The sequence below is a fragment of the Massilia sp. SYSU DXS3249 genome, assembly GCF_053668055.1.
Window position 1 is genome coordinate 161131 of record NZ_JBSIPX010000006.1, and the last position, 23407, is coordinate 184537.

The following is a 23407-nucleotide window of genomic DNA, read 5'->3' on the forward strand; positions in this document are numbered from 1 at the left end:
CCCAGCGATGAAAGTCTTACAGCGTTATTTTGCGATCAACATCACGCAGGCAGTCGTCTTCGTCCTGATCGCCTTCCTCGGCCTGATCGCCTTCATGGACCTGACGCGCGAGCTGCCCCATGTCGGCAAGGGCAACTACATGTTCCAGCACGCGCTGCTGTACGTGGCGCTGATGATCCCGGGGCACGTCTACGAAGTCATGCCGGTCGCCGCCCTGATCGGCACCATCTATGCGATGGCGCAGTTCGCCCAGACCTCGGAATTCACCATCATGCGCGCCTCGTCGATGACGACGCGCATGGCGGGCTGGATGCTCTTCAAGATCGGCATCGTATTCGTCGTCATCACCTTCATCTTCGGCGAACTGATCACGCCGCGCACCGCGCCGCTGGCGGAGAAGGTGCGCCTGTCCGCGAAAGGCGCCACGCTCGCCTCCGAGTTCCGCTCGGGGATGTGGACCAAGGATAACGTGCATGCGGAAGGCGCCAACGGCGCGCGCGGCCCCATCGTCGGCTCGCGCTTCTTCAACGCGCGCACGATCCGCCCGGACGGCTCGCTGGTCGACGTGCGCCTCTACGAATTCGACAACGCGCTGCGCATGCGCGCCCTGATCACGGCGCAAAGCGCGAGCTTCAGCGGCAACGGCACCTGGCGCCTGAACGACGTCACCGAGACCCTGTTTTCCAACAGCCGCGAGCTGCCCGCACCCGGCACGCCGGTCCCGAAAGGGCAGAGCATCCAGAGCACCTACGGCCAGGAGACGAGCGCGGTCGCCACCCGCAAGGTCGCCAGCCTGGACCTGGTGTCCGAGATCACGCCGAAGATCCTGCAGGTCTCGCGCCGCGATCCGGAGCGCATGTCGGCCAACGAACTGGCCGTCTACTCGCGCCACCTGGTCGAGAACCGCCAGGAGAGCGAGCGCTTCAAGATCGCGTTCTGGAAGAAGCTGATCGACCCGCTGGCGATCTTCGTCCTGATGGCGCTCGCGCTGCCCTTCGCCTACCTGCACACCCGCAGCGGCGGCGTCAGCCTGAAGATCTTCATCGGCATCATGATCGGGGTCGGCTTCATCCTGATCAATTCGCTGTTCGCCCACCTCGGCCTGCTCTCGACCTGGCCCGCCTTCTTCACGGCGGTGGCGCCGAGTTTGCTGTTCCTGCTGCTGGCGATCGCCGCGCTGCGCTGGGTGGAGCGACACTGATGGACGGGAACATGGAGCGGCGTGCACTGGTCCTGTTCGCCCACGGCGCCCGCGCCGCCTCCTGGGCCGCGCCCTTCGAGCGCCTGCGCGACGCCACACGCGCCCGCATGCCGGGGGTGGAAGTGCGGCTGGCCTTCCTCGAGCTGATGGAGCCGCGGCTGCCGGAAGCCGTCGCCGAACTGGTGGCGGGCGGGGTGGAAGCGGTGACGGTCGTGCCGGTGTTCCTGGGGCAGGGTGGGCATCTGCTGCGCGACTTGCCGCTGCTGGCCGAGGGATTGCGGGCGGCGCATCCTGGGCTGCGCGTGGAGATCGTGGGGGCGGTCGGGGAGGATCCGGGCGTGCTGGCGGCGATGACGGAGTACTGCGTTAGTGCTTTATCGTAGGGTGGGCTCTTGAGCCCACGCGGTATGGAACGCTTGACGAATCGAACATTGTCGAGCGCCGCGACGTGTCATCAACCGTACCGCGTGGGCACGAGTGCCCACCCTACAACACCTCAATCCAGGTCCGACGCGTCGTGGCGCTCGGCGACCTGCTCCTCGGGCTTGCCGCGTACGCGGTTGACCTTGCGGCCGCGGATCACCGCCGGGCGCGCCGCCACTTCATCGGCCCAGCGCCGCACGTGCTTGTACTCGTGCACCGACAGGAATTCGCCCGCGTCGTACAGCTCGCCTAGCACCAGGCCACCGTACCACGGCCAGATCGCCATGTCGGCGATGGTGTACTCGTCGCCGGCGACGAAGCGGTTCGCGGCCAGCTGGCGGTCCAGCACGTCGAGCTGGCGCTTGGCTTCCATCGCATAGCGGTTGATCGGGTACTCGTACTTCTCCGGCGCGTAGGCATAGAAGTGGCCGAAGCCGCCGCCGACGAAAGGCGCCGAGCCCATTTGCCAGAACAGCCAGTTCAGGGTCTCGGTGCGCGCCGGGACTTCCTTCGGCAGGAAGGCGCCGAACTTCTCGGCCAGGTAGACCAGGATCGAACCCGACTCGAACACGCGCACCGGCTGGTCGCTGCTGCGGTCCATCAGCGCCGGGATCTTCGAGTTCGGATTGACCTCGACGAAACCGCTGGAAAACTGCGCGCCCTCGTTGATGCGGATGAGCCAGGCGTCGTATTCGGCGCCCCGGTGGCCGGCGGCGAGCAGTTCTTCCAGCATGATCGTCACCTTCACGCCGTTCGGCGTGGCCAGCGAATATAGCTGCAGCGGGTGCTTGCCGACGGGGAGTTCGGCCTCGTGGGTGGCGCCGGCGACGGGGCGGTTGATGTTGGCAAAGGTGCCGCCAGATTCGGCCGGGGCCCAGACCTTGGGCGGCACGTAGGGTTGATCGGACATGGCAATCTCCTCGGATGCGAAGTGGTAACAGGTCGCCCGCCGAAACACGCACCTCGGAGATGATGTCGGCATGGCATGTCCTGCGAGCTTACCCGAGTCCATCCGATCGCGCTCGACGCGTCCGGCTTTCATGAGCATCGTTGAATCCGATATCGCCCTGCCAACAAACGCGGCGATCACGCCACGGATTGTTCCGAATCATGCACGCGGGGCGCCGGGTCGTTTGACAGCCCTGGAGATGTCGAACACACTGCTCGGGCACTTCCGGCCGCATCCAGCCTTCCCAACCACCAGGTGCGCTCCATGCTCCCATCCATCCTGAAGCAGATTGTTGCCAAGCTCCTGCGCCCGCGCGCCGGCGAGACGCCGTTCTGGGACGGAATCCGGCTGCCCGGCGGCCTGTTCGCGCAGACCCGCTGCGCACGCCGCATCGAAGCCACCGCGCGCCGCATCGCTGCGATGGGCATCAAGATCGCCACCCTCTCGAAACGCCTGCACGCGGGCAGCATCCCGGGCATGGTCGACGCCGACCGCAACCTGCGCCGCATGCTGTGCGAACTGAAGGACGACCTGGCCGGCATGCGGCGCGACCTCGCCTTGTGGCGCACCCGCGAATGCCGCGGCCAGGCGGGCGCGAGGCTGGAAGAGGCGATCGCCCACCTGAACCGCATTGCGGCGGACACCCATGCGGCGGCCGACAGGTTGGTCAGGGAAATCGAAGAGTACGACAGCGCCCGGGAGGCGCGCCTGGCAAAGCCCTCATGACCGCGTTGCAGCGTCTCGCCGTACTAGCGTACTGTCTTCGACGCTGCGCCTTGTCCTGAGGGCTTTTGCCTGGCGCGCCAGGGGCAGGCAAACGCTCAGGCGCTGTGAAGTAAAGCCGGCGCGGAAGCGTCCAGCGCAGGCTGGTGTTCCCGCAGCCGCAGCGCTTCGCCGATCATCACCAGCACCGGCCCATGCGCCGTGCCCAGTCCCCGCGCCAGGTCGGCCAGGGTCAGGCGCTCGATACGTTCATCGGGCCGGCTGCAGTTCTCCACCACCACCACCGGCGTGTCCTGGCTGCGCCCTTGCGCCAGCAGGCGTTCGGCGGTGGCCGCGGCTTCGCGCCCGCCCATGTACTGCACCATCGTGTCGGTGTGGGGCAGGGCGGGGTGTTCCGGCTGGTCCGGTCCCGTGCTCGAGGTGAAGAAGGCGACGCTGCGCGCGACGCCGCGTTTGGTGAGGGGTTGCTTGGTGGCCGCCGCGGCGGCGACGGCGGTGGTGATGCCGGGGACGATCTCGACTTCGATACCCTCGGCTTCCAGCGCGCGCAATTCTTCGTCGGCGCGCCCGAACAGCATCGGGTCGCCGCCTTTCAAACGCACGACGCTAGAAAACTTGTAGGCGCAATCGACCAGCAAGGCGTTGATCGCATCCTGGGCGGTGGAGCGCTGGCCGGAGCGCTTCCCGACCGAGATCAGCTCGGCCCCGGCGCACAGTTCCAGCATCTCGGGCGTCACCAGCGCGTCGTAGAGCACGACGTCGGCTTGCGCCAGCAGGCGCGCGCCGCGCACGGTGATCAGGTCGGCGGCGCCGGGCCCGGCGCCGATCAGGTACACCTTGCCCGCCGCTGCCTTGTTCACCGCTGCCTTGTTCGCCGGCATGTGCCGCTCCTCTTATTCGCCCAGGCGAATCATACCCGCAGCAACGGTCTGGTGCGTGACTTCGTCGATCAGGATGAAGGCGCCGGTGGCGCGGATGTCGGCATAGGCGTCCGCGGCCAGGGGCTGCTGCACCGTCAGGTGGATGCGGGCGATGTCGTTCAGCTTCAGGCCCGCTGCCTGGTTTTCGACCGCGTGACGGACTTGCGTGTTGATGTCGAGCAGGGTGTCGACCCTGGTTACCTTGGCGCCCGTCTGGCGCGTGCCGTGCTTGATCCAGTACTTGCGGCGCAGGTCGAGCGGCTCGTCCGACATCCAGCAGACGTCGGCCACCACCTGCTTGAGCAGGGTGGCGGGCGCCGCGGCGCCGGACAGGGTGTCGCCGCGCGAGATGTCCAGGTATTCATCGAGCAGCAGCGTGACCGACTGGCCGGCGGCGGCCGTGTCGAGCGAACCGTCGAAGGTGACGATGTCCTTGACGGTCGCGCTCTGTCCCGAAGGCTGCACGGTCAACTTGTCGCCGACGGCGACGCTGCCCGACTCGATGCGGCCCATGTAGCCGCGGAAGTCGTTTGCCTCGTGGCCGTTGTGGCGGGCCACCAGTTGCACCGGGAAGCGGAAGGGCGCATCGTGCGCTTCGTCGTAGACCGAGATCGACTCGAGCAGCTCGATCAGGGTCGGGCCGGTGTACCAGCCCATGTTCTCGGAGCGCTCGACCACGTTGTCGCCGGCCAGGGCAGACAACGGGATCGCGGTCACGTCCTTCAGGCCGAGCGAATCGGCAAATTGCTGGTACGCGGCGACGATGCGCTCATACACGGACTGGTCGTAGTTCACCAGGTCCATCTTGTTGACGGCGACGATCACGTGCTCGATCTGCAGCAGCTTGGCGATGGTCGAGTGGCGCTTGGTCTGGATTAGCAAGTCGACGCCGCCATCTTCGCGCAGCTTCACTTTCGACACGTCCACCAGGATGATGACCGCGTCGGCCGTCGAGGCGCCCGTCACCATGTTGCGGGTGTACTGCTCGTGGCCCGGCGTGTCGGCGATGATGAACTTGCGCTTCGGGGTGGCGAAGTAGCGGTAGGCCACGTCGATCGTGATGCCCTGTTCGCGCTCGGCCTCCAGGCCGTCGGTCAACAGCGACAGGTCGATCGTGTCGCCCACGGTGCGCTTGTGCTTCGAGCGCGACACGGCGGCCAGCTGGTCCGCGAAGATGCCCTTGCTGTCGTACAGCAGGCGACCGATCAGCGTGCTCTTGCCGTCGTCGACGGAACCGGCGGTGATGAAGCGCAGCAGGCTGTGCTGGGTGAGCTTGTCGTTGAGGGCGTTCATCAGAAATATCCTTGCTTCTTGCGTTTTTCCATCGAGGCTTCCGAGGTCTGGTCGTCCATCCTGGTCGCGCCGCGTTCGGTCACTTGCGTGACGGCGGTTTCGGCGATGATCGCCTCGACCGTGCTGGCATCGGAAGATACCGGGCAGGTGCACGAGATGTCGCCCACGGTACGGAAGCGGACCGTTTGCGTTTCCACCGTCTCGCCTTCGCGCGCCGGGGTCAGCGGGGTCAGCGGCACCAGCAGGCCGTTGCGCGGGATCACCTGGCGCTGGTGGGCGAAATAGATCGGCGGCAGGGCCAGCTTTTCGCGGGCGATGTACTGCCAGACGTCGAGTTCGGTCCAGTTCGAGATCGGGAACACACGCATGTTCTCGCCGGGGTGGACGCGGGTGTTATACAGGTCCCACAGTTCCGGGCGCTGTGCCTTCGGGTCCCACTGGCCGAATTCGTCGCGGAAGGAAAAGATGCGTTCCTTGGCGCGCGCCTTCTCTTCGTCGCGGCGGGCGCCGCCGATGCAGGCGTCGAAACCGTGTTCGGCGATCGTCTCCAGCAGGGTCACGGCCTGGGCCGCGTTACGCGAATCGGTCTGCGGGTTACGCAGGCGCACCGTGCCCTTCTTGATCGAGTCCTCGACCGAGCCGACGATCAGGCGCTCGCCGAGCTCGGCCACGCGCGCATCGCGGAAGGCGATCACTTCGTCGAAGTTGTGGCCGGTGTCGATGTGCACCAGCGGGAAGGGAAATTTGCCCGGGCGGAAGGCCTTCTCGGCCAGGCGCAGCAGCACGACCGAGTCCTTGCCGCCCGAGAACAGCAGGGCAGGGTTGCTGCATTCCGCCGCCACTTCGCGCAGGATGTGGATCGCTTCGGATTCGAGCGCGTCGAGGTGGCGCGCGTTGACGTCGGCGAGGACGCCCGTGGTGTCGGAGAGGTTCGTCATGAGGTGCCTTGTTCTTGTGTGGCTCAGGCGGCCACGGATTTAATACGGATCAGCTTGCCGTCGACTACATGGAGGCCGCATTCTTTCGATTCCGGGTTTTCCCACCACCAGCGGCCGGCGCGCACGTCCTCGCCCGGCTGGGTCGCGCGGGTGCAGGGCTCGCAGCCGATCGACGGATAGCCGCGGTCATGCAGCGCGTTGTACGGCACATTGTTCGCGCGGATGTATTCCCAGACGTTTTCTTCGGACCAGTCAGCCAGCGGATTAAACTTGGTCATGCCGTGCGCCGGATCGTCTTCCTGGACGTGCAGGTCGGAACGGGTGGCCGATTGCGCGCGGCGCTGGCCCGTGATCCAGGCCTTGTTGCCGGCGAGGGCGCGGCCCAGCGGCTCGACCTTGCGCACGCGGCAGCATTCGCGGCGCATCTCGATGCTGTCGTAGAAGGCGTTCAGGCCGTTCTGGGCGACGTAGGCATCGACGGCCTCGGTTTGCGGGCGGAACAGGGCGATGTCATGGCCGTAAGTGGCTTTGACGGCATCGAGCACGGCCAGCGTTTCCTTGTGCAGGCGGCCCGTCTCCAGCGAGAAGATGCCGATCGGCAGCTTCGCCTTCAGGATCAGGTCGGTCAGCACCATGTCCTCGGCAGCCAGGCTTGAGGCGAACACGGCGGGCGTGAAGTCGGCGGCGATGCGCGCAAGGATCGCTTCGGTTTCACGCACGCGGATGGCGAGGTCGCTCATGCTGTTTTCCTCAGATGCCGGCGCCGGCGTCGGAGTGTTCCGGCGGAATGTCGCGTTCCTTGCGGCGGAACAGCGGCAGCGGTTGGTCGACCGAAGCCTGGTAGGTTTCCGAGAACACGGTCAGACCCTTCAGCGCGTCGTGGATCGAGCGGTCCTGGCGCGTCGCATAGGCATTGAAGCCGACGCGCGACATCGAGAACAGCTGGTCGCGCAGCACGTCGCCGATTGCGCGCAGCTCGCCGGTGTAGCCGAGGCGCTTGCGCACGTTGTAGGCGATCGAATAGCCGCGGCCATCGGAAAATTTCGGGAAGTCCACCGCGATCACGGCGAAGCGGTCCGAGTCGCCCTTGAGCTGCTCGAAGCGCTCGTCGGCGGCGATCCACACGCCCAGCTCGGTGCGCGGCGACAGGCTTTCTTTTTGCGCCAGCCAGACGGTCAGCGGCACGATGACCTTGCCTTCGGGGACAACGACGCTCTCGGCGGCGTCGCCTTCGGCCAGGCGCAGCACGCTCCAGTCGTCGGCCACCACTTCGCGGCCGCGGATAATTTCTTTATGTGCTTCAAGCATGGTCTTCCCCAACCAGTTCGCCGGCCGAGATCGGCGTGGCATACACGTGTTCCTTGAATGGCGCGATGCCGAGGCGCTGCGCGGTGTCGACGAAGCGCTCGCCTTCGAAGCGGTTGCCGACATACACCTGCAGCAGGCGGGCGATCACTTCCGGCATCTGGCTGCCCGAGAACGAAGGGCCGATGATCTTGCCGATGGCCGAGTTGTTGCCCTGGGCGCCGCCGATCGACACCTGGTACCACTCGCTGCCGTCCTTGTCGACGCCGAGCACGCCGATCGAGCCGACATGGTGGTGGCCGCAGGCATTGATGCAGCCCGAGATGTTCAGTTCGATGTCGCCGATGTCGTGCTGGAAGTCGAGATTGTCGAAACGCTCGGCAATGGCCGCCGCGATCGGGATCGACTTCGCATTTGCCAGCGAGCAGAAGTCGCCGCCCGGGCAGGAAATGATGTCGGTCAGGAGGCCGATGTTCGGCGTCGCCAGGCCCTTCGATTTGGCCAGCTGCCAGACCTCGAACAGGTCGGACTGCTTGACGTCGGCCAGCACCAGGTTCTGCTCGTGGGTCACGCGCAGTTCGCCGAAGCTGTACTTGTCGGCGAGGTCCGCCACGAAGTCCATCTGCTCGGCGGTGGCGTCGCCCGGCGGCACGCCGGTTTTCTTCAGCGACAGCACGACCGACGCGTAGCCCGGCACTTTGTGCGGCTTGACGTTGCGCTGCAGCCAGTTCGCAAAGGGCTTGCTGTCGGCGTGTGCGGCCAGAGGATCGATGGCTGGCAGGGTTTCGTAGGCCGGCGGCACGAAATAGGCGGCCACGCGGTCGTATTCTTCGCGGCTCAGGGTTTCCGGACCGTCCTTCAGGTCTTGCCACTCTTCCTCGACCAGGCGCGCGAATTCTTCCACGCCCAGGGATTTCAGCAGGATCTTGATGCGGGCCTTGTACTTGTTGTCGCGGCGGCCATACGAGTTATAGACGCGCATCACGGCTTCGGTATAGGTCAGCAGGTGCTGCCACGGCAGGAAGTCGCGGATCACGCTGCCGATGATCGGGGTACGGCCCATGCCGCCGCCCGCCATGAACTTGAAGCCGACTTCGCCCGCCTCGTTGTGCACGAGGGTCAGGCCAATGTCGTGGATGGCGATCGCGGCGCGGTCTTCGACGGCGCCGTTGATCGCCACCTTGAACTTGCGCGGCAGGGCGATGAACTCGGGGTGGAAGGTGCTCCACTGGCGCAGGATCTCGGCGAAGGGTCGCGGATCCATGATCTCGTCGGCGGCGACGCCGGCGAACTCGTCGGTGGTGATGTTGCGGATGCAATTGCCCGAGGTTTGGATCGCGTGCATTTCGACGGATGCCAGGTCGGTCAGGATGTCCGGGGTCTGCTCCAGTTCGATCCAGTTGTACTGGATGTTCTGGCGCGTCGTGAAGTGGCCATAGCCGCGGTCGTACTTGCGCGCGATGTGGGCGAACATGCGCAGCTGTGCCGTGGACAGCAGGCCGTACGGCACGGCGACGCGCAGCATGTAGGCATGGCGCTGCATGTACAGGCCGTTCTGCAGGCGCAGCGGCAGGAACTCTTCTTCGGTCAGCTCGTCGTTCAGGCGGCGCGCAACCTGGTCGCGGTACTGCGCAATGCGTTCGCGGACGATGAGGTGGTCGTACTGGTCGTAACGGTACATATCAGGAATCCTGTAAGGGCGGGTTGTTATGAACCCTTTAAGCTAGGTGTGATGGTAAGGGGAGAGGGCTTTATTCCAAACTACTGACAATTTATTTGCTTATATACGGTAGGGGTATAAGCAATCGCATAAAATAGCGAGTAAGAATGTAAAAAGCGTTTCCACACCACACAAGAACAGGAATGAACCTCCACCAACTGCGTTTCGTGCGCGAAGCCGTGCGCCAGAACTACAACCTGACCGACGCGGCCAAGGCCTTGTTCACGTCCCAGCCGGGCGTCTCCAAGGCCATCATCGAGCTGGAAGAAGAGCTCGGCGTCGACATCTTCACCCGCCATGGCAAGCGCATCCGCGGGCTGACGGAGCCGGGCCGGCTGGTGCTGCAATCGGTCGAGTTGATCATGCAGGAAATCGACAGCCTGAAACGCATCGGCAAGGAATACGCGGCCCACGACAGCGGCAGCTTCACGATTGCCACCACGCACACCCAGGCGCGCTACATGCTGCCCAAGGTGGTGCAGGCCTTCATGGGCAAGTTCCCCAAGGTGCGCCTGTCCCTGCTGCAAGGCAATCCGAAGCAGATCGCCGACATGGTCAAGACCGGCCAGGCCGACCTCGCCATCGCCACCGAAGCGATCGCCGCCATCGATGGCCTGGTGACTTTGCCCTGCTACCAGTGGGAACACGTGATCGTGGTGCCGCCGGAGCATGAGTTGCTGCGCTCGAAGGCGATCTCGCTCGAGGAAATCGCCGCCTACCCCCTGATCACCTACGACGCCGCCTTTGCCGGACGCAGCAAGATCGACCACGCCTTCACCCTGCGCGAACTGAAGCCGGACGTGCTGCTCGAAGCCATCGACGCCGACGTCATCAAGACCTATGTCGAGCTGGGCATGGGCGTGGGCATCATCGCCGGCATGGCCTTCGATCCCGAGCGCGACCGCAACCTGCGCACGATTCCCGTCGGCCACCTGTTTGGCATGAACGTGTCGCGCGTGGCGGTGAAGCAGGGCGCCTACCTGCGCAGCTACATTTATACCTTCATCGAACTGCTGGCACCGAGCCTGAACCGCAAGATGGTCGAGGCGGCGATGCGCGGCGGGGACAATTACGAGTTGTAAGAGAAAAGCATGAACAATCAACAAGTTGCAAAGTATTACGCCCTGCTGGGCGAGGCCCTCGAGGACAAATACCTCGAGCCGGACATGGACGAAGACATCGACGACATGAGCATCCACCTGGGCAATTTGCTGTCCGGGCATACGGTGCTGGAACTGGGCTGCGGCACCGGGTTCTGGACCGAAGTGGCGGCGGAGTCGGCGGCGTCCGTCCTGGCGGTCGACATCAACGCCGGCCTGGTCGACATCGCGCGCGAGCGTGGCATGCCCGAGGGCAAGGTGAGCTTCCGCGTGGCGGATGCGCTCGATTTGCCGGAAGACATCGGCACGGGTTCAGGAAAGTTCACGGCCGTGCTGGTGAGCTTCCTGTGGTCGCACCTGAACAAGAAGGAACAGGAGCAACTGCTGGCCACGCTCAAGAAGCGCCTGGGCAAGGACGTGCTGTTGGTGATCCTCGACGATTCCTTCGTCGAAGGCTTCAGCGAAACCATCGCGCGCACGGACGCAGACGGCACCACGTACCAGATCCTGACCACGCCGGAAGGCGAGCGCTTCGAGCTGCCGAAGAGCTACCAGTCGGACAGCGCGCTGAGGAAGCGCGTGGGGAATGTGGGCAAGGAAGTAAAAATCGAGCGGGTGGAGTTTTTCTGGATTTTGACTTGCCGGTTGAAATAAGGCCCAATCCGGGGTAGGTAGGGTGGGCGCCCCGTGCCCACGCGGAACGCCGCATCACAGTGCCGCTTACATGATGCAAGCGTTCGCGTGGGCACAGGGCGCCCACCCTACGTCCCTTCGGCAGGCGCCGCTCTCATGCCGGCGCCTGCCATCCCATCATCAAAACGCGTGACGCACACCCACGGTGAACGCGCTCGGATCCGCGCCCAGCGCGGTCGCCGGCGGCGTTACGTTGGTCGACGACGAATTCAGGCCGAACACGGCGCGCTCGTTGTTGCGGACCGTGCCGTAGCTTGTGTAGAAGCTGGTGCGCTTCGACAGCGAGTACGAATAGGCCACCGCCCAGGCGTTGCCGCGCGCGCCGCTTTCGATTTCGTTGCGCTGCAGGTTCACGAAGAACTTGTTCACGCCGGCCGTGTAGGCGGCGCCCAGGTTGATCTGCTCGAATTCGTTGTTGGCGCCGGCCTGGTCGGCGGTCAGGTAATTGGCCTTGAGGTCGACGTTGCCCAGCTTGTAGCCGGCGCCGATCGCCATTTCCTTGTCGTCGTCCAGCGCCACGCGCTCGAGCTGGTGGTAGCCGGCGCCCGCGTAGAACGGGCCGTTCACGTATTCCAGCGCCACGCCCATCAGGTTGCCCGACGGGCCGTCGGTGGCGCGCTCGCCGGCTGAGTAGGCCGCCAGCACCGAGAAGCCGGCCATCGGGGCGCTCTTGAAGTTGACCGAGTTGGCCAGGCGGCGCGTCAGGCGGTTGCTGGTGAAGGCGGACAGGTTGCTGCCGTAGAAGCCCTGGCCGAACACGTCGGTGGCGGCGGCGACCGAGGCGATCGGGCTGTATTCGCGGCCCAGGGTCAGCTGGCCGAAGCCGCCTTGCAGGCCGACCACGGCGCGGCGGCCGAAGAGGGCGGAATCGGCGGCGCCGGTGTCGAGGGCGACGCCCGCTTCGATGTTGAAGATGGCTTTGAGGCCATTGCCCAGGTCTTCAGTGCCGCGGAAGCCCAGGCGGCTGCTCGACTGGTTGCCCGAGTTGATGACGGTACGGCGCTTTTCGCCCGGCGCATCCGTGTCCTCGACGGCGACGGCTGCATCCATGATGCCGTAGATGGTGACGTTGGTCTGCGCATGCGCGAACAGCGGCAGGGTCGTGATCAGCGCAGCGGCCAGGGCTTTGTAATGCATGAAGATCTCCAATAAGGTATGACGAAGGATTTGAGTTGGCAGGATGGCAAACTCAAGGTCCAGCGCATCTTATCGAAGCAATATGTCCACTTCATGACAGGTGGAAACCGCGACCCGTCGAAACACTCAAACCGTATGCTCCGTTACCGGCAGCACGATGTCGATGCGCGTGCCGGGCGCTTCGTCGGCGCTGACGGAGATGTCGCCCTTCAGCCCCCAGACGCGCTCGCGCATGCCGATCAGGCCGAGCGATTCGGCCTTGTCCATGTCTTCTTCGCGGATGCCGCGGCCGTCGTCGCGGATCGTGATCAGGAGCTGGTGGTCGATGCGGTACAGGGTGAGGGTAACGCTGGTCGCCTGCGCATGGCGGGCGACGTTGGTCAGCGCTTCCTGGATGATGCGGAAGATGGCGGTGCTGGCCGCGTCGTCGAGGCGCAGCTCGGTTTCGTCGGCCAGCAGGGTGCAGGCAATGCCGTGGCGCTCGACGAAATCGTCGCGCAGTCCCTGCAAGGCGAAAAACAGCCCGCCTTCGTCGAGGGCGCGCGGGCGCAGGTTGGTGGCGATGCGGCGCAGCGAGGTGATGGCGGTGAGCAGGTTGCCGTCCATGCCCTTGATGAGGTGCAGCGCTTCCGGGGTGTTGCCGCAGGCCTCGTGCAGCAGGGTCAGGTCCATGCGCAGCGAGGCGAGCAGCTGGCCGAGGTCGTCGTGCAGCTCGCGCGCGATGTGGGTGCGTTCCTCCTCGCGGATGGTCTGCAGCGCGGAGGACAGCTGGCGCAGCTGGTCGTGCGAGCGCGCCAGCTTGCGCTGTACGCGCTGGCGCTCGGAGACGTCGCGCAGGATGATCGTGTAGAGCGTGTGCCCGTCCTGCATGGTGTCGGCGATCGAGCCTTCGATGGCGAAGCGCTCGCCCTTCGGGCGCAGGCCGGTGCCGGCGTAATCGGTGCCGCGGCGCCCGGCGCGCCCGTCGAGGCGGAAGTAGTCGGGCGGCGTGCCGTTGTGCTCGTGCGGGGCCTCGATGAAGCGCGCCAGCGGGCTGCCCTGCATCTCCTGCACGCTGACGCCGAACATGCTGGCGGCCGCCGGGTTGGCCAGCACGATGCGGCTTGTTTCGTCGGCCGAGATGATGGCTTCGCCCGCGTTGTGGACGATGCGCCGGCTGTGCTGCATGCGCGCATCGCCGGCGTCGTTGCGCTTGAGGCGGACGACCAGGCGCGCGGCCAGGTAACCGAGCGCGAACATCGCCAGGCCGCCCTTGCCCGGACGCGGGTTGCGCTGTCGTTTCATGTGGATATGCCTGCGGTAACGTCCGCGTGCGCGGACCAAACGCTACAATACGGCGCGCGCAGGCGTGGCCGATTGCGCAGGCACAAACGGGGAAAGTGGGCGGGGCAAATGACCGACGGGTCGTGCGGAAAGCATACCGGTAGCCCATAGGGTGGGCACTTGTGCCCACGCGGTCGTGCGTTTGCAAATCCCAAAATGCACCGGAGTCAGTCCAGGCGCGTGTCGCGAACAGCCGCGCGAATGCGCAACGGTACATACCGCGTGGGCACAAGTGCCCACCCTACAAAACCCGTTTGTCGCTTCTTACATCTGCTTGAACAGATGCAGGAAACTGCGGCTCACTTCCAGCTTTTCAGGCCGGCCCTTGACCAGCACCAGGTGGCGGCCGCGGATGTCGCGGGTCACGCCTTCGATGGCGTTGACGTTCACCAGCGTGGCGCGGTGGATCTGCCAGAACAGGGCGGGGTCGAGTTCGTCGGCCAGGTCGCGCACGGGCTTGCGGATCAGGGCCTCGAAGGTCGAGGTCTGCACGCAGGTATATTTCTCGTCCGAGCGGAAGAACAGGATGTCCTCGACCGGGATCATGCGCAGGTCCTGGCCGATGCTGGCCTGGATCCATTGCAGGTGCTTGGGTTTCGGTGCCGCGATCTTTTCGGCCAGTTGCGACAGCATGGCGGTCACGCTGTCGTTGACTACCGCGCCGGGCTTGCCGAGGCGGGTTTTCAGGCGTTCCACCGTCACCTTCAGGCGCTCCGGCTCGGACGGCTTGAGCACGTAGTCGACCGCGCCGCGCTCGAAGGCTTCGACCGCGTACTGGTCATAGGCAGTGACGAACACGATCTGGCTGCGGTCGCCGATCTCGCGCGCCGCTTCCATGCCGGTCTTGCCGGGCATGCGGATGTCGAGGAAGGTCAGGTCGGGCTTGCACTGGCCGACCAGTTCCACGGCTTCCTCGCCGTTCTTGGCCTCGCCCACGATTTCCAGTTCGGGCCACACCTGTTCCAGGCGCATGCGCAGCTGGTCGCGCATCAATCTTTCGTCGTCGGCAATAATCGCGGTAGGCATGGTCGGGTCCGGTCGGGATGAGAGAGTGACAATTATTCAATGAAATCGTGCGGCAGGCAAGCTGCCGGAGGGCTGCCCTCGGCGCCGCTTCATGCCAGGTCGCGCCTGCCCGGCCCGCCGATGGCCGGGCCGCGCGAGACCTGGTAGGGCACCTCGACCATCGCGATCACCCCGGTCGGGCTGTTGGCGGCGATGTGCAGCTGGCCGCCGTCGCCGTGCAGCAGGCGCAGGCGCTCGCGGATGGTCGGCAGGCCGAGGCCGGTGCCCTTGCTCGGCACCACGCCGAAACCGACGCCGTCGTCGGTGACGGTGACGCGCAGCTTGCCGTCGGCCAGGTCGGCCACGATCTTCAGGGTGCCGCCCTCGGGCTTGCACTCGAGGCCGTGCTTGATGGCGTTCTCGACCATCGACTGCAGCATCATCGGCGGGAAGGCGGCGCTGCGCAGGCTGTCGGGGATGCGCATGTCCACCGTCAGGCGTTCTTCCATGCGCATCTTGAGCAGGTCCAGGTAGGACGTCACCATGTCCACTTCGCGCCCGAGGTCCGTGACCAGGGTGTTGTCGCGCATCTGCGGCAGCACCGCGCGCAGGTACTGGATCAGGCTGCGCTGCATGGCCGAGGCGCGCGGCGGATTGGTCTCGATCAGGTGCTCGACCGAGGCGAGGGTGTTGAACAGGAAGTGCGGCTCGACCTGCGCCTGCATCATCTGCATCTTCGCTTCCGACAGCTGGCGCTGCATCGATTCGCGCTCGGCGGCGGCGTTCGCGGACTGGGTTTGCAGTTCGGCGCGCTTCTTGCCGCCCATCAGGGCCTTGATGCCGAACAGGGTCAGCACCAGCAACAGCACGAAGCTGGTGAACCAGCGCGAGGCCTGCTTGTGGTAGCGCGATGCGCGCGCTTCCGCCGCATCGTCGACGGCGCCCTCGATGGCGACCGACAGGTCTTCGGCGATCTGCGGCGGCAGTTCGATGTGGACCGTGCCGTCGTCCGGATGCACGCCCCTGGACAGCGCCGGGCCTTGGGCGGGTGCCCCGGGCGCCGGCGGAGCATCCGGCGCACCGGGAGCATCGGGTGCGCCGGGCGCCGCCGGCGGGTTGGACGGCGCCTCGGGCGCCTGGACGTGCGGCTTGTTGCGCGGGTTGAAGCGGATGCCGCTGTCGTCGATCACGATGCTGGTCTGGTCGCGCCGCGCGGCGCGCTCGGCCGCGGCGATCTCGGCGTCGCCGCCGGAGAACAAAATGTCTTGCAGGATCGCGCCGGCAATGAGCAGCAGCGCCGCGAACAGGAAAAACATCCACCACGACAATTGGGTCACCCAGGTCGCGACCGCGTCGAAAGCGCGGTACAGCGACGAGAGGATGCCGGCAAAGTAATGGTTGGTGGAGCTACGGGCTTGCATGGTCAGGGTCTGGTCGTCGATTCGTGGGCGGGAGCGAGTGTACCGCGTCCCCGCAACCCGGTGCCGAAAAACTGATCCGCAGGGGAAAACGGTGCGTCAGCTATTGCAGCACTTATGCGAGAAAAATATGTTGTTGGAACGATGCAACTTTACCCCTCCCGGTCCCGACGGGGCGTCGCTTTGCGACAGCCTGCAGGATGCGGGGCGTGGAATGCATGGCGGCGTGTTGCCTGCACTTGTCGAATGCTAAAAGTCCCGCTGAAAAATGACAATCGGAAACTCGGCGCGGTATGATCGAACACTTCGCTGTGCCCAAACCGTTCAATGAAAGGGTGTGCCGATGTCTGCTTGTCCGAATCAATTCCGCCTCGTTACCCGCAGCGATTTCGATGGACTGGTGTGCGCGGTCCTGCTCAAGCACCTGAACCTGATCGACGAGATCCTGTTCGTCCATCCGAAGGATATGCAGGACGGCAAAATCGCGATCAGCGCGCGCGACATCACGACCAACCTGCCGTACGTGGCCGGCGCCCACCTGGCATTCGACCATCACCTGTCCGAGACCATCCGCAACACCGGCCTGCGCCCGAACCACGTGATCGATCCCCAGGCCCCGTCGGCCGCGCGCGTGGTGTGGAACCACTACGCCGGCGAGCGCGTCTTCCCGCTCGCCTGGAACGACATGATGGCGGCCGTCGACAAGGCCGACAGCGCCCGTTTCTCGCGCGAAGAGGTACTGGAGCCGGCCGGCTGGAACTTGCTGAACTTCCTGATGGACGCGCGCACCGGCCTCGGCCGTTTTCACGATTTCCGCATCTCGAACTACCAGCTGATGATGGCCCTGATCGAGGCTTGCCGCCAGCATTCGATCGACCAGATCATGGCCATGCCCGACGTGCGCGAACGCACGACCCTGTACTTCGAGCACGCCAACCGTTGCAAGGAGCAGATCCGCCGCTGCGCCCGCGTGCACCGCAACCTGGTCGTGCTCGACCTGCGCGAAGAGCAGACCATCTTCGCCGGCAACCGCTTCATCATCTACGCCCTGTTCCCCGAGACGAACATCTCGATCCACGTGCTGTGGGGGCTGAAGAACCAGAATACCGTGTTCGCGACCGGGAAATCGATCCTGAACCGCACGTCGAAGACGAATATCGGCTCGCTGATGCTGGAATACGGCGGGGGCGGGCATGAGAATGCGGGGACTTGCCAGGTGTCGAACGAGATGGCAGAGGATGTGCTGGGGGCCTTGATTCACCGGATTACGACCGAGGGGTGAGGCTGGTTGCGCGCCGGTCAATCGGGCACGGTTGGCTGGACGCGACGGTGGCGCTGTGCAAGGGTTTCGAAACGCGTGGGGTCAGGACCCCACCCTACGAACGCGGTAGGGTGGAGTCCTGACTCTCCACGCGTTCGTACGCCGGCGGAACCCGGGACAAGAAACACGACGCAATCCCAAAAAAAAACGCCGCTCCGCAGCGCCGCATTCACGCCGGCATCCGGTCCCGCACCATGTCCCGCGCCGCCTCGGCCGCCATCGGCTCACTGAACAGCATCCCCTGCAGCGCCTCGCAGCCGTGCGAAGCCAGGAACTCCATCTGGGCGCGCGTTTCCACCGCCTCGCCGATGACGGGCATGTTGAGGTTGTGGCCGATGTCGATCAGGGTGCGCGCCATGGTGCTGCCTTCGCCTTCCGGCTCGTCGTCGGCGATTGCGTGCACCGCTTCCTTGGCCAGCTTGAGCTGCCCCACGCACAGTTCGCGCAGGAAGCCGAGGTCGGACATGCCGTGGCCGAATTCGTCCACCGACAGCGTCAGCCCCAGCTGGCGCAGCTGGCTGGCCAGGTCGCGCACCTGGCCGGGATTGCGGATCAGGGTTTCCTCGCGCAGCTCGATCTGCAGGCTGTCGGGCGCCAGCCCGTAGTGCGACAGGCGCGAGGCGATGCCGGAGACGAAATCCTGCTGGCCATATTCGCGCGCCGAGACGTTCACCGCCACCGGCACGTCGGTCACGCCGAGTTCCTTCAGGTCGCGCAGGAAGACGCAGGCCTGGTCGAGCACCCAGGCGCCGAATTGGACGATGCGGCCGTTTTCCTCGGCTTCCTGCAGGAAGGAGGAGGGCAGCAGCACCCCGTGCTGGGGGTGGCGCCAGCGCAGCAGGGCCTCGAAGCACTTGACGCGCCCGGTGCGCGCGTCGATCGAGGGCTGGTACAGCATGAACAGTTCGCCCCGCTCGATGGCATGCGACATGCCGGAGTCGAGCGCGTGGCGCGCTTCCGTGGTCGACTTCATGTCGGTCGAGAAGAAATAGATTTCGTCGCGCCCGGTCGCCTTGGCGTGGTACATCGCCACGTCGGCCGCGCGGATCAGGTCGGCCGCCGTGCTGCCGTCGTGCGGATACACGGACACCCCCAGGCTGGCGCCGACGGCGATTTCCTTGTGCATGAAGGAGACCGGCTGGGTCAGCCCCTGGCGCAGGCGCTCGATCATGCGCAGCGTGTAGCGCAGCGAGGGCTGGTTGACCAGCACCAGCACGAATTCGTCGCCGGACAGCCGCGCCACCGTGTCGCTGTCGCGCACCGAGGCCTGCAGGCGGCGCGCCACCACCTTGAGCACGACGTCGCCCGCCTCGTGGCCGAAGCTGTCGTTGATGGTCTTGAAATTGTTGAGGTCGATGAGGACGACGGCGACGAGCGACTTCTGGCGTTGCGACAGGTGCAGCGCCTGCTCGAGCCGGTCCCAGAGCAGGTTGCGGTTGGCCAGGCCGGTGAGGGCGTCGTGGTTGACCTCGTGCTCGAGGTGGGCCGTGCGCTGCTTGGTCGCGGTGACGTCCATGATGATGCCGATGAAATGGGTGGCCTCGCCATGTTCGTCGAGCACCGGCGTGATGCTCAGGTCGTTCCAGAACAGCTCGCCGTCCTTGCGCAGGTTGCGGAACACCACATTGACCGGTTCGCGCGCGGCGATCGCGTCGCGCACGCGGGCGCGTTCGTTGCTGTCCATGCCGGGCGCGGCCATGAAGCGCGAGTCGCGGCCGATGACCTCGGCGGCCGGGTAGCCGCTGATGCGCTCGAAGGCCGGGTTGACGTATTCGATCGGGCAGTCGTGGCCGTCGATGCGGGTGATGACGATGCCGTTGTTGGCGGCGTGCAGGGCGCGTTCGCGCAGGCGCAGGGCGCGTTCCTGGCGGCGCCGCTCGGAGATGTCGAGCCCCATGCCGAACAGGTACTGGCCGCCGTTGCAATTGATGCGCGAACCGCACAGCAGCATCGGCGTTTCCTGGCCGGTGCGCGAGATGACGTCGGCCTCGAGCAGGACTTCCTCGTTGTCCTCGAATACCCGGCGTATGTTCTCGGCAATCAGGGGCCGGGTGGCGAGGTCGAACAGTTCGAGGGCGTAGGTGGCGCCGGTTTCCTCGGTGGTGAGGCCCGTGACGCGCTCGTGGTTGCGGTTCCACAGGACGAAGCGGCCGTCGCGGTTGATCGCATAGAAGGTGCCGGGCAGGACGTCGACCAGGCGCGCGAGCGGGGTGCGCCCGACGAGTACCGACTCGGGCGTGGAATCGTCGTGGACGTTGTCGATGGCGGCGACCCAGAAGTGGGTGCTGCCGTCGGGCCCGGCCTGGGGCAGGAGAGCGAGGTCGGCCTTGACCATGCCGCCGTCCGCATGGCGCATGACCACCGGATTGGTATGCCCGTGGTTCTCGGCCAGGCCATGCCAGCGCTGGTTGCTGTCGGCGGGATCGGTACCGATGAGCAAGGACCAGAGCGGCTGGCCGATTGCCGCCTCCGCCGTGAACCCGAGCAGCCGTTCGCACGCGTCGTTCCAGGCCGCGATGATGCCGAACTCGTCGACCAGGAACGCGACACGGGAACTCGGAACGGGCGAGGTCATGCTGGGCGCCTTTCGATAAGTGGGCATCCTCAGTTGGACTCGCTAAGCGTACACGCGTTCCCGAAGTTTTGTCGCGTCTGTGTAAAAACAAAAGCCACCGCGTGGGCGGTGGCTTTTTCATATGATAAAGGAGGGCAGGGATCAGGCCGCTGCCGTCTCCTGGCGCTCCGGCAGGGCGATCTCGTTGCCGGTGCTGAACTGGTAGTCCTTGAACACGTGCTCGGCGCTCAGGATCTGGTAGCTGCCGTCCGCCAGTTTATGGGTCGTGTCCTTCAGGCGGTAGGTGTAGTGGCCGCAGGTCCAGCAGTTGAAGTTGCGCATGTGCGTGCACAGGCAGGTCTTGTCCATCACCGGCGGATTCTTCAGGTCCGGATTGGCCGCCACTTCGCGGTTGTACGAGTTGATGTAGGCGCAGTTGCCGGTCGCGTCCAGCAGGTAGCCGTAGGACTCGCAGCCCGGGCGGATGCCGGAACCGATGGCCGGCGTGCTTTTCAGCATGCGCATCGGGTAGCCGGTCGGCGAAATGCCGTTGACGATGATGTCTTCCTCGCTGGCGCGGAAATACTCCTGCTTGACGTTGTCGGGCAGGCCGCACTCGCGGGTCACGGTGAAGCGGGTCGCCACCTGCACGCCGCCCACGCCTTTTTCGAGGAAGCTGACCGCGTCCGAGCCGGTGAACACGCCGCCGGCCGCGATCAGCGGGATGTCGATGTTTTCCGCGCGCATGTAGGCGAGGATCTCGTCGATGATCGTGTGCAGGTCGTATTTCGCCCAGTCGAAGCCGAAGCCCAGGTGGCCGCCGGCCAACGGACCTTCGACGATGATGAAGTCGGGCAGGCGGTTCAGTTTCGAGACCTTGCGCAGGAACAGCTGCAGCGCGCGTACCGAGGACACGATGATGCCGAGTTTCGCTTCGCGGAAGCGCGGATGGTCCTTGATCAGCTCGAACGAACCGAGGTGCAGGCCGGCCGACATGGTGATGCCGTCGATGCCGGCGTCCAGGGCCGAGGACAGGCGCGTGCGCAGCGTTTCCTTCGGCGCGTTCATGGTCAGCTTTTCCATGCAGTTCACGAAAATCAGGCCATCGCCCTTTTTCGCCGCCATCGTCGCGCCCACGTGCAGGCGGGTCGCCTCGGCCAGGCGCTCGAGGTCGAACTGCACCACGGCCTTGTCCATGTTGTTGATGTTGAACTTGTAGAGCTTGGTCTTGTCCTTGACGAAGGTGGTATCGAACTTGCGGTCCGACACGTCCTGCACCATCGCGTCCGAGATATGGCCGATGCCGCCCAGGCGGGCCGCTTCCAGCGCCAGCTCGGAGGTCGAAATGTCCACGCCCATTCCGCCGATCATGATGGGCACATATTCCTTGTTGCCCAGACGCAGGCGGAAATCATCAACACGTTTCATTGCTATCCTTAGACTACCAAAGTTGCGTTCGCTCAAAGCCGCGCGGTCTGCGCGCTCTTGCAAAAAAAGCGAGTTCGTGCAGCCTTCATTCTACCCCAAGCACCTTGGGGTGGAACGAGGCGTGCGGGCGCGGCCCGGGGCACCCACGGCGCGGCCCGGATATATTCGAAATTTCGATTAATCGACTGCCGGATTAATCACGGAAATTGTTGAATGCCAGCGGCAAGTCCTGGATGTCCTTGCGCAGCAGGGCCATCGCGGCCTGCAGGTCGTCGCGCTTGGCGCCCGTGACGCGCACGGTTTCGCCCTGGATGCTGGCCTGCACCTTCATCTTGCTTTCCTTGATCGCCTTGGTGATCTTCTTGGCGTCCTCGGTCTCGATGCCGTTGCGCACCTTGATGACCTGCTTGACCTTGTCGCCGCCGATCTTCTCGATCTTTTCCTCGTCGAGGAAGCGCACGTCGACCTTGCGCTTCGTCATTTTGTTGACGAGCACGTCGCGTACCTGGCTCAGCTGGAAGTCGGAATCGGCGAACAGGGTCAGTTCGCGCTCCTTCTGCTCGACCTTGGCCGAGCTGCCCTTGAAGTCGAAGCGGGTGGTGATTTCCTTGTTCGATTGCTCGACGGCGTTCTTCACTTCGACCATGTCTGCTTCGCAGACCACGTCAAACGATGGCATGGCGGTTTCCTTTTATTTGTTGCTGCTGATTTTGGGATTGGCGGTATTTTAACGGACAAGGCCGAATAGAACGACCGTTTAGTATGAGCCGACTCCCGGCAGCGCCGGGCTTGCCTCTATAATCGAAGCGTTTTCCGCCCTGCCTTCGAGTCCATGCACCCCGACCTGCCCATCGAACACGACGTCCCTCTGCAACGCTTCAATACCTTCGGCCTGCCGGCGCGCGCACGGCGCTACCTGCGCGTGACCGACCCGGCCCAGCTCCTGCAGTTGCATGGGGACCCTGCGCTGGCCAGCCTGCCGCGCTTCGTCCTCGGCGGCGGCAGCAACGTCCTGCTCACGCGCGACGTCGACGCCCTGGTGCTGCACATGGCCATTCCCGGCCGCGCCATCGTGGGCGAGGAGGGCGCACAGGGTGACCATGTGCTGGTGCGCGCCGGTGCCGGCGAGAACTGGCACGCCTTCGTCGACTACACCATTGACCAGGGGCTGGGCGGGCTGGAAAACCTGTCGCTCATTCCCGGCACCGTGGGCGCCGCGCCGATCCAGAACATCGGGGCCTACGGTCTCGAGATCAAGGACGTCTTCCATTCGCTGACGGTGTTCGACCCGGCCAGCGGCACGACGCGCACCATGAACGGGGACGAGTGCCGTTTCGGCTACCGCGACAGCGTCTTCAAGCAGCCCGAGGGCGCCGGCCTGGTCGTGCTCGACGTGACCTTCGCCCTGCCGCGCGCCTGGCGCCCGAACCTGCGCTACGCCGAACTGGCCCAGGAATTGGCCCGTGTGCTGGAGGCGGCCGGCATCGCCGAGCCGACCCCGCGCCAGGTGGGCGACACCGTCGTCGCGATCCGCCGCCGCAAGCTGCCCGACCCGGCCGAGATCGGCAACGCCGGCAGCTTCTTCAAGAACCCGGTCGTCAGCGCCGAACAATGCGCGACCCTGCTCGCGCGCCACCCGCAGCTGGTGCACCACAGCCAGCCGGACGGCAGCGAAAAGCTGGCCGCGGGCTGGCTCATCGACCAGTGCGGCTGGAAAGGGAAGGGACTGGGCGCGGCCGGGGTCTACCCGAAGCAGGCGCTGGTGCTGGTCAACAATGGCGGGGCGACGGGCGCCGAGGTCATGGCGCTGGCGCGCGCGATCCAGGACGACGTCCAGGAGCGCTTCGGGGTGGCGCTGGAGCCGGAACCCGTCTTCGTTTGAGCCGCGGCTGCGCGGCCAGGCGACAACGCGCGCATGTGTCGAAATGTTAATAATGCTTGAGTTGCAAGGAACTC

Annotated in this window: 21 protein-coding genes; 7 read left to right on the forward strand and 14 right to left on the reverse strand. The window is 65.3% G+C overall.

What is annotated here, in order from left to right; translation table 11 throughout:
- The first annotated feature begins 7 nt into the window (after positions 1 to 7).
- Positions 8 to 1201 carry an LPS export ABC transporter permease LptG gene (lptG, locus tag ACWCIA_RS09610; RefSeq protein WP_454162723.1) on the forward strand — a complete coding sequence of 398 codons (1194 nt, stop codon included), beginning with the start codon at positions 8 to 10 and terminating at the stop codon, positions 1199 to 1201.
- On the forward strand, positions 1201 to 1584 hold the full coding sequence (locus ACWCIA_RS09615) for a sirohydrochlorin chelatase (RefSeq protein ID WP_454162725.1): 384 nt from the start codon (positions 1201 to 1203) through the stop codon (positions 1582 to 1584). Before lptG ends, ACWCIA_RS09615 begins: the two co-directional genes overlap by 1 nt.
- Positions 1585 to 1697: 113 nt before the next feature.
- On the opposite strand, the gene yghU is transcribed toward ACWCIA_RS09615, so the two are convergent.
- Positions 1698 to 2534 carry a glutathione-dependent disulfide-bond oxidoreductase gene (gene yghU / locus ACWCIA_RS09620; RefSeq protein ID WP_454162726.1) on the reverse strand — a complete coding sequence of 279 codons (837 nt, stop codon included), beginning with the start codon at positions 2532 to 2534 and terminating at the stop codon, positions 1698 to 1700.
- A 303-nt stretch (positions 2535 to 2837) separates the two neighbouring features.
- Between yghU and ACWCIA_RS09625 the strand changes: the two genes are divergently transcribed.
- Positions 2838 to 3299 (forward strand): hypothetical protein, encoded by a 462-nt coding sequence (locus ACWCIA_RS09625; RefSeq protein WP_454162728.1) that lies wholly within the window; start codon positions 2838 to 2840, stop codon positions 3297 to 3299.
- Between the two features lie 95 nt (positions 3300 to 3394).
- Here ACWCIA_RS09625 and cobA read toward each other — a convergent pair whose 3' ends face one another.
- From cobA to ACWCIA_RS09655, 6 genes are read right to left on the reverse strand one after another with little or no spacing between them, the layout of a single operon-like run.
- Complete coding sequence (gene cobA / locus ACWCIA_RS09630) at positions 3395 to 4177, reverse strand: uroporphyrinogen-III C-methyltransferase (RefSeq protein WP_454162730.1); 783 nt, start codon at positions 4175 to 4177, stop codon at positions 3395 to 3397.
- 12 nt (positions 4178 to 4189) lie between these two features.
- Positions 4190 to 5509 (reverse strand): sulfate adenylyltransferase subunit 1, encoded by a 1320-nt coding sequence (locus ACWCIA_RS09635; protein WP_454162732.1) that lies wholly within the window; start codon positions 5507 to 5509, stop codon positions 4190 to 4192.
- Positions 5509 to 6447 (reverse strand): sulfate adenylyltransferase subunit CysD, encoded by a 939-nt coding sequence (cysD, locus tag ACWCIA_RS09640; RefSeq protein WP_454162734.1) that lies wholly within the window; start codon positions 6445 to 6447, stop codon positions 5509 to 5511. The genes ACWCIA_RS09635 and cysD overlap by 1 nt, the downstream gene beginning before the upstream one ends.
- Before the next feature lie 23 nt (positions 6448 to 6470).
- Complete coding sequence (locus ACWCIA_RS09645) at positions 6471 to 7187, reverse strand: phosphoadenylyl-sulfate reductase (RefSeq protein WP_454162736.1); 717 nt, start codon at positions 7185 to 7187, stop codon at positions 6471 to 6473.
- A gap of 10 nt (positions 7188 to 7197) precedes the next feature.
- Positions 7198 to 7755 carry a DUF934 domain-containing protein gene (locus ACWCIA_RS09650; RefSeq protein ID WP_454162738.1) on the reverse strand — a complete coding sequence of 186 codons (558 nt, stop codon included), beginning with the start codon at positions 7753 to 7755 and terminating at the stop codon, positions 7198 to 7200.
- Positions 7748 to 9433 (reverse strand): nitrite/sulfite reductase, encoded by a 1686-nt coding sequence (locus tag ACWCIA_RS09655; protein WP_454162740.1) that lies wholly within the window; start codon positions 9431 to 9433, stop codon positions 7748 to 7750. The genes ACWCIA_RS09650 and ACWCIA_RS09655 overlap by 8 nt, the downstream gene beginning before the upstream one ends.
- Positions 9434 to 9615: 182 nt before the next feature.
- On the opposite strand from ACWCIA_RS09655, the gene ACWCIA_RS09660 reads away from it, so the two are divergent.
- Positions 9616 to 10554: a CysB family HTH-type transcriptional regulator gene (locus tag ACWCIA_RS09660; protein ID WP_454162742.1), complete on the forward strand. Its 939-nt coding sequence runs from the start codon at positions 9616 to 9618 to the stop codon at positions 10552 to 10554.
- Between the two features lie 9 nt (positions 10555 to 10563).
- Positions 10564 to 11226 (forward strand): class I SAM-dependent methyltransferase, encoded by a 663-nt coding sequence (locus ACWCIA_RS09665; protein ID WP_454162744.1) that lies wholly within the window; start codon positions 10564 to 10566, stop codon positions 11224 to 11226.
- 159 nt (positions 11227 to 11385) lie between these two features.
- On the opposite strand, the gene ACWCIA_RS09670 is transcribed toward ACWCIA_RS09665, so the two are convergent.
- The 4 genes from ACWCIA_RS09670 to ACWCIA_RS09685 form a co-directional block, all read right to left on the reverse strand.
- The gene (locus tag ACWCIA_RS09670; RefSeq protein WP_454162746.1) at positions 11386 to 12402 is read right to left on the reverse strand and encodes a porin; all 1017 of its coding nucleotides are present in this window, start codon (positions 12400 to 12402) and stop codon (positions 11386 to 11388) included.
- 126 nt (positions 12403 to 12528) lie between these two features.
- Complete coding sequence (locus tag ACWCIA_RS09675; RefSeq protein ID WP_454162748.1) at positions 12529 to 13686, reverse strand: PAS domain-containing sensor histidine kinase; 1158 nt, start codon at positions 13684 to 13686, stop codon at positions 12529 to 12531.
- A gap of 303 nt (positions 13687 to 13989) precedes the next feature.
- Entirely contained in the window at positions 13990 to 14751 is a 762-nt protein-coding gene (locus ACWCIA_RS09680; protein ID WP_454162750.1) for a LytR/AlgR family response regulator transcription factor, read from the reverse strand.
- A gap of 89 nt (positions 14752 to 14840) precedes the next feature.
- Positions 14841 to 16151 (reverse strand): sensor histidine kinase, encoded by a 1311-nt coding sequence (locus ACWCIA_RS09685; protein WP_454162752.1) that lies wholly within the window; start codon positions 16149 to 16151, stop codon positions 14841 to 14843.
- Positions 16152 to 16491: 340 nt separating this feature from the next.
- Between ACWCIA_RS09685 and ACWCIA_RS09690 the strand changes: the two genes are divergently transcribed.
- A complete protein-coding gene (locus tag ACWCIA_RS09690; protein WP_454162754.1) occupies positions 16492 to 17430 on the forward strand; it encodes an exopolyphosphatase in 939 nt (312 codons plus the stop codon).
- A 208-nt stretch (positions 17431 to 17638) separates the two neighbouring features.
- Here the strand turns inward: ACWCIA_RS09690 and ACWCIA_RS09695 are convergent, their stop codons facing one another.
- From ACWCIA_RS09695 to ACWCIA_RS09705, 3 genes are all read right to left on the reverse strand, one after another.
- Positions 17639 to 20044, reverse strand: a complete 2406-nt coding sequence (locus ACWCIA_RS09695; protein ID WP_454162756.1) for an EAL domain-containing protein — start codon at positions 20042 to 20044, stop codon at positions 17639 to 17641.
- Between the two features lie 141 nt (positions 20045 to 20185).
- A complete protein-coding gene (locus ACWCIA_RS09700) occupies positions 20186 to 21451 on the reverse strand; it encodes a nitronate monooxygenase (RefSeq protein WP_454162758.1) in 1266 nt (421 codons plus the stop codon).
- 193 nt (positions 21452 to 21644) lie between these two features.
- Positions 21645 to 22130 (reverse strand): YajQ family cyclic di-GMP-binding protein, encoded by a 486-nt coding sequence (locus ACWCIA_RS09705; protein WP_379749437.1) that lies wholly within the window; start codon positions 22128 to 22130, stop codon positions 21645 to 21647.
- A gap of 153 nt (positions 22131 to 22283) precedes the next feature.
- Between ACWCIA_RS09705 and murB the strand changes: the two genes are divergently transcribed.
- Positions 22284 to 23333 (forward strand): UDP-N-acetylmuramate dehydrogenase, encoded by a 1050-nt coding sequence (gene murB, locus ACWCIA_RS09710; RefSeq protein ID WP_454162760.1) that lies wholly within the window; start codon positions 22284 to 22286, stop codon positions 23331 to 23333.
- The last annotated feature ends 74 nt before the right edge of the window (positions 23334 to 23407 follow it).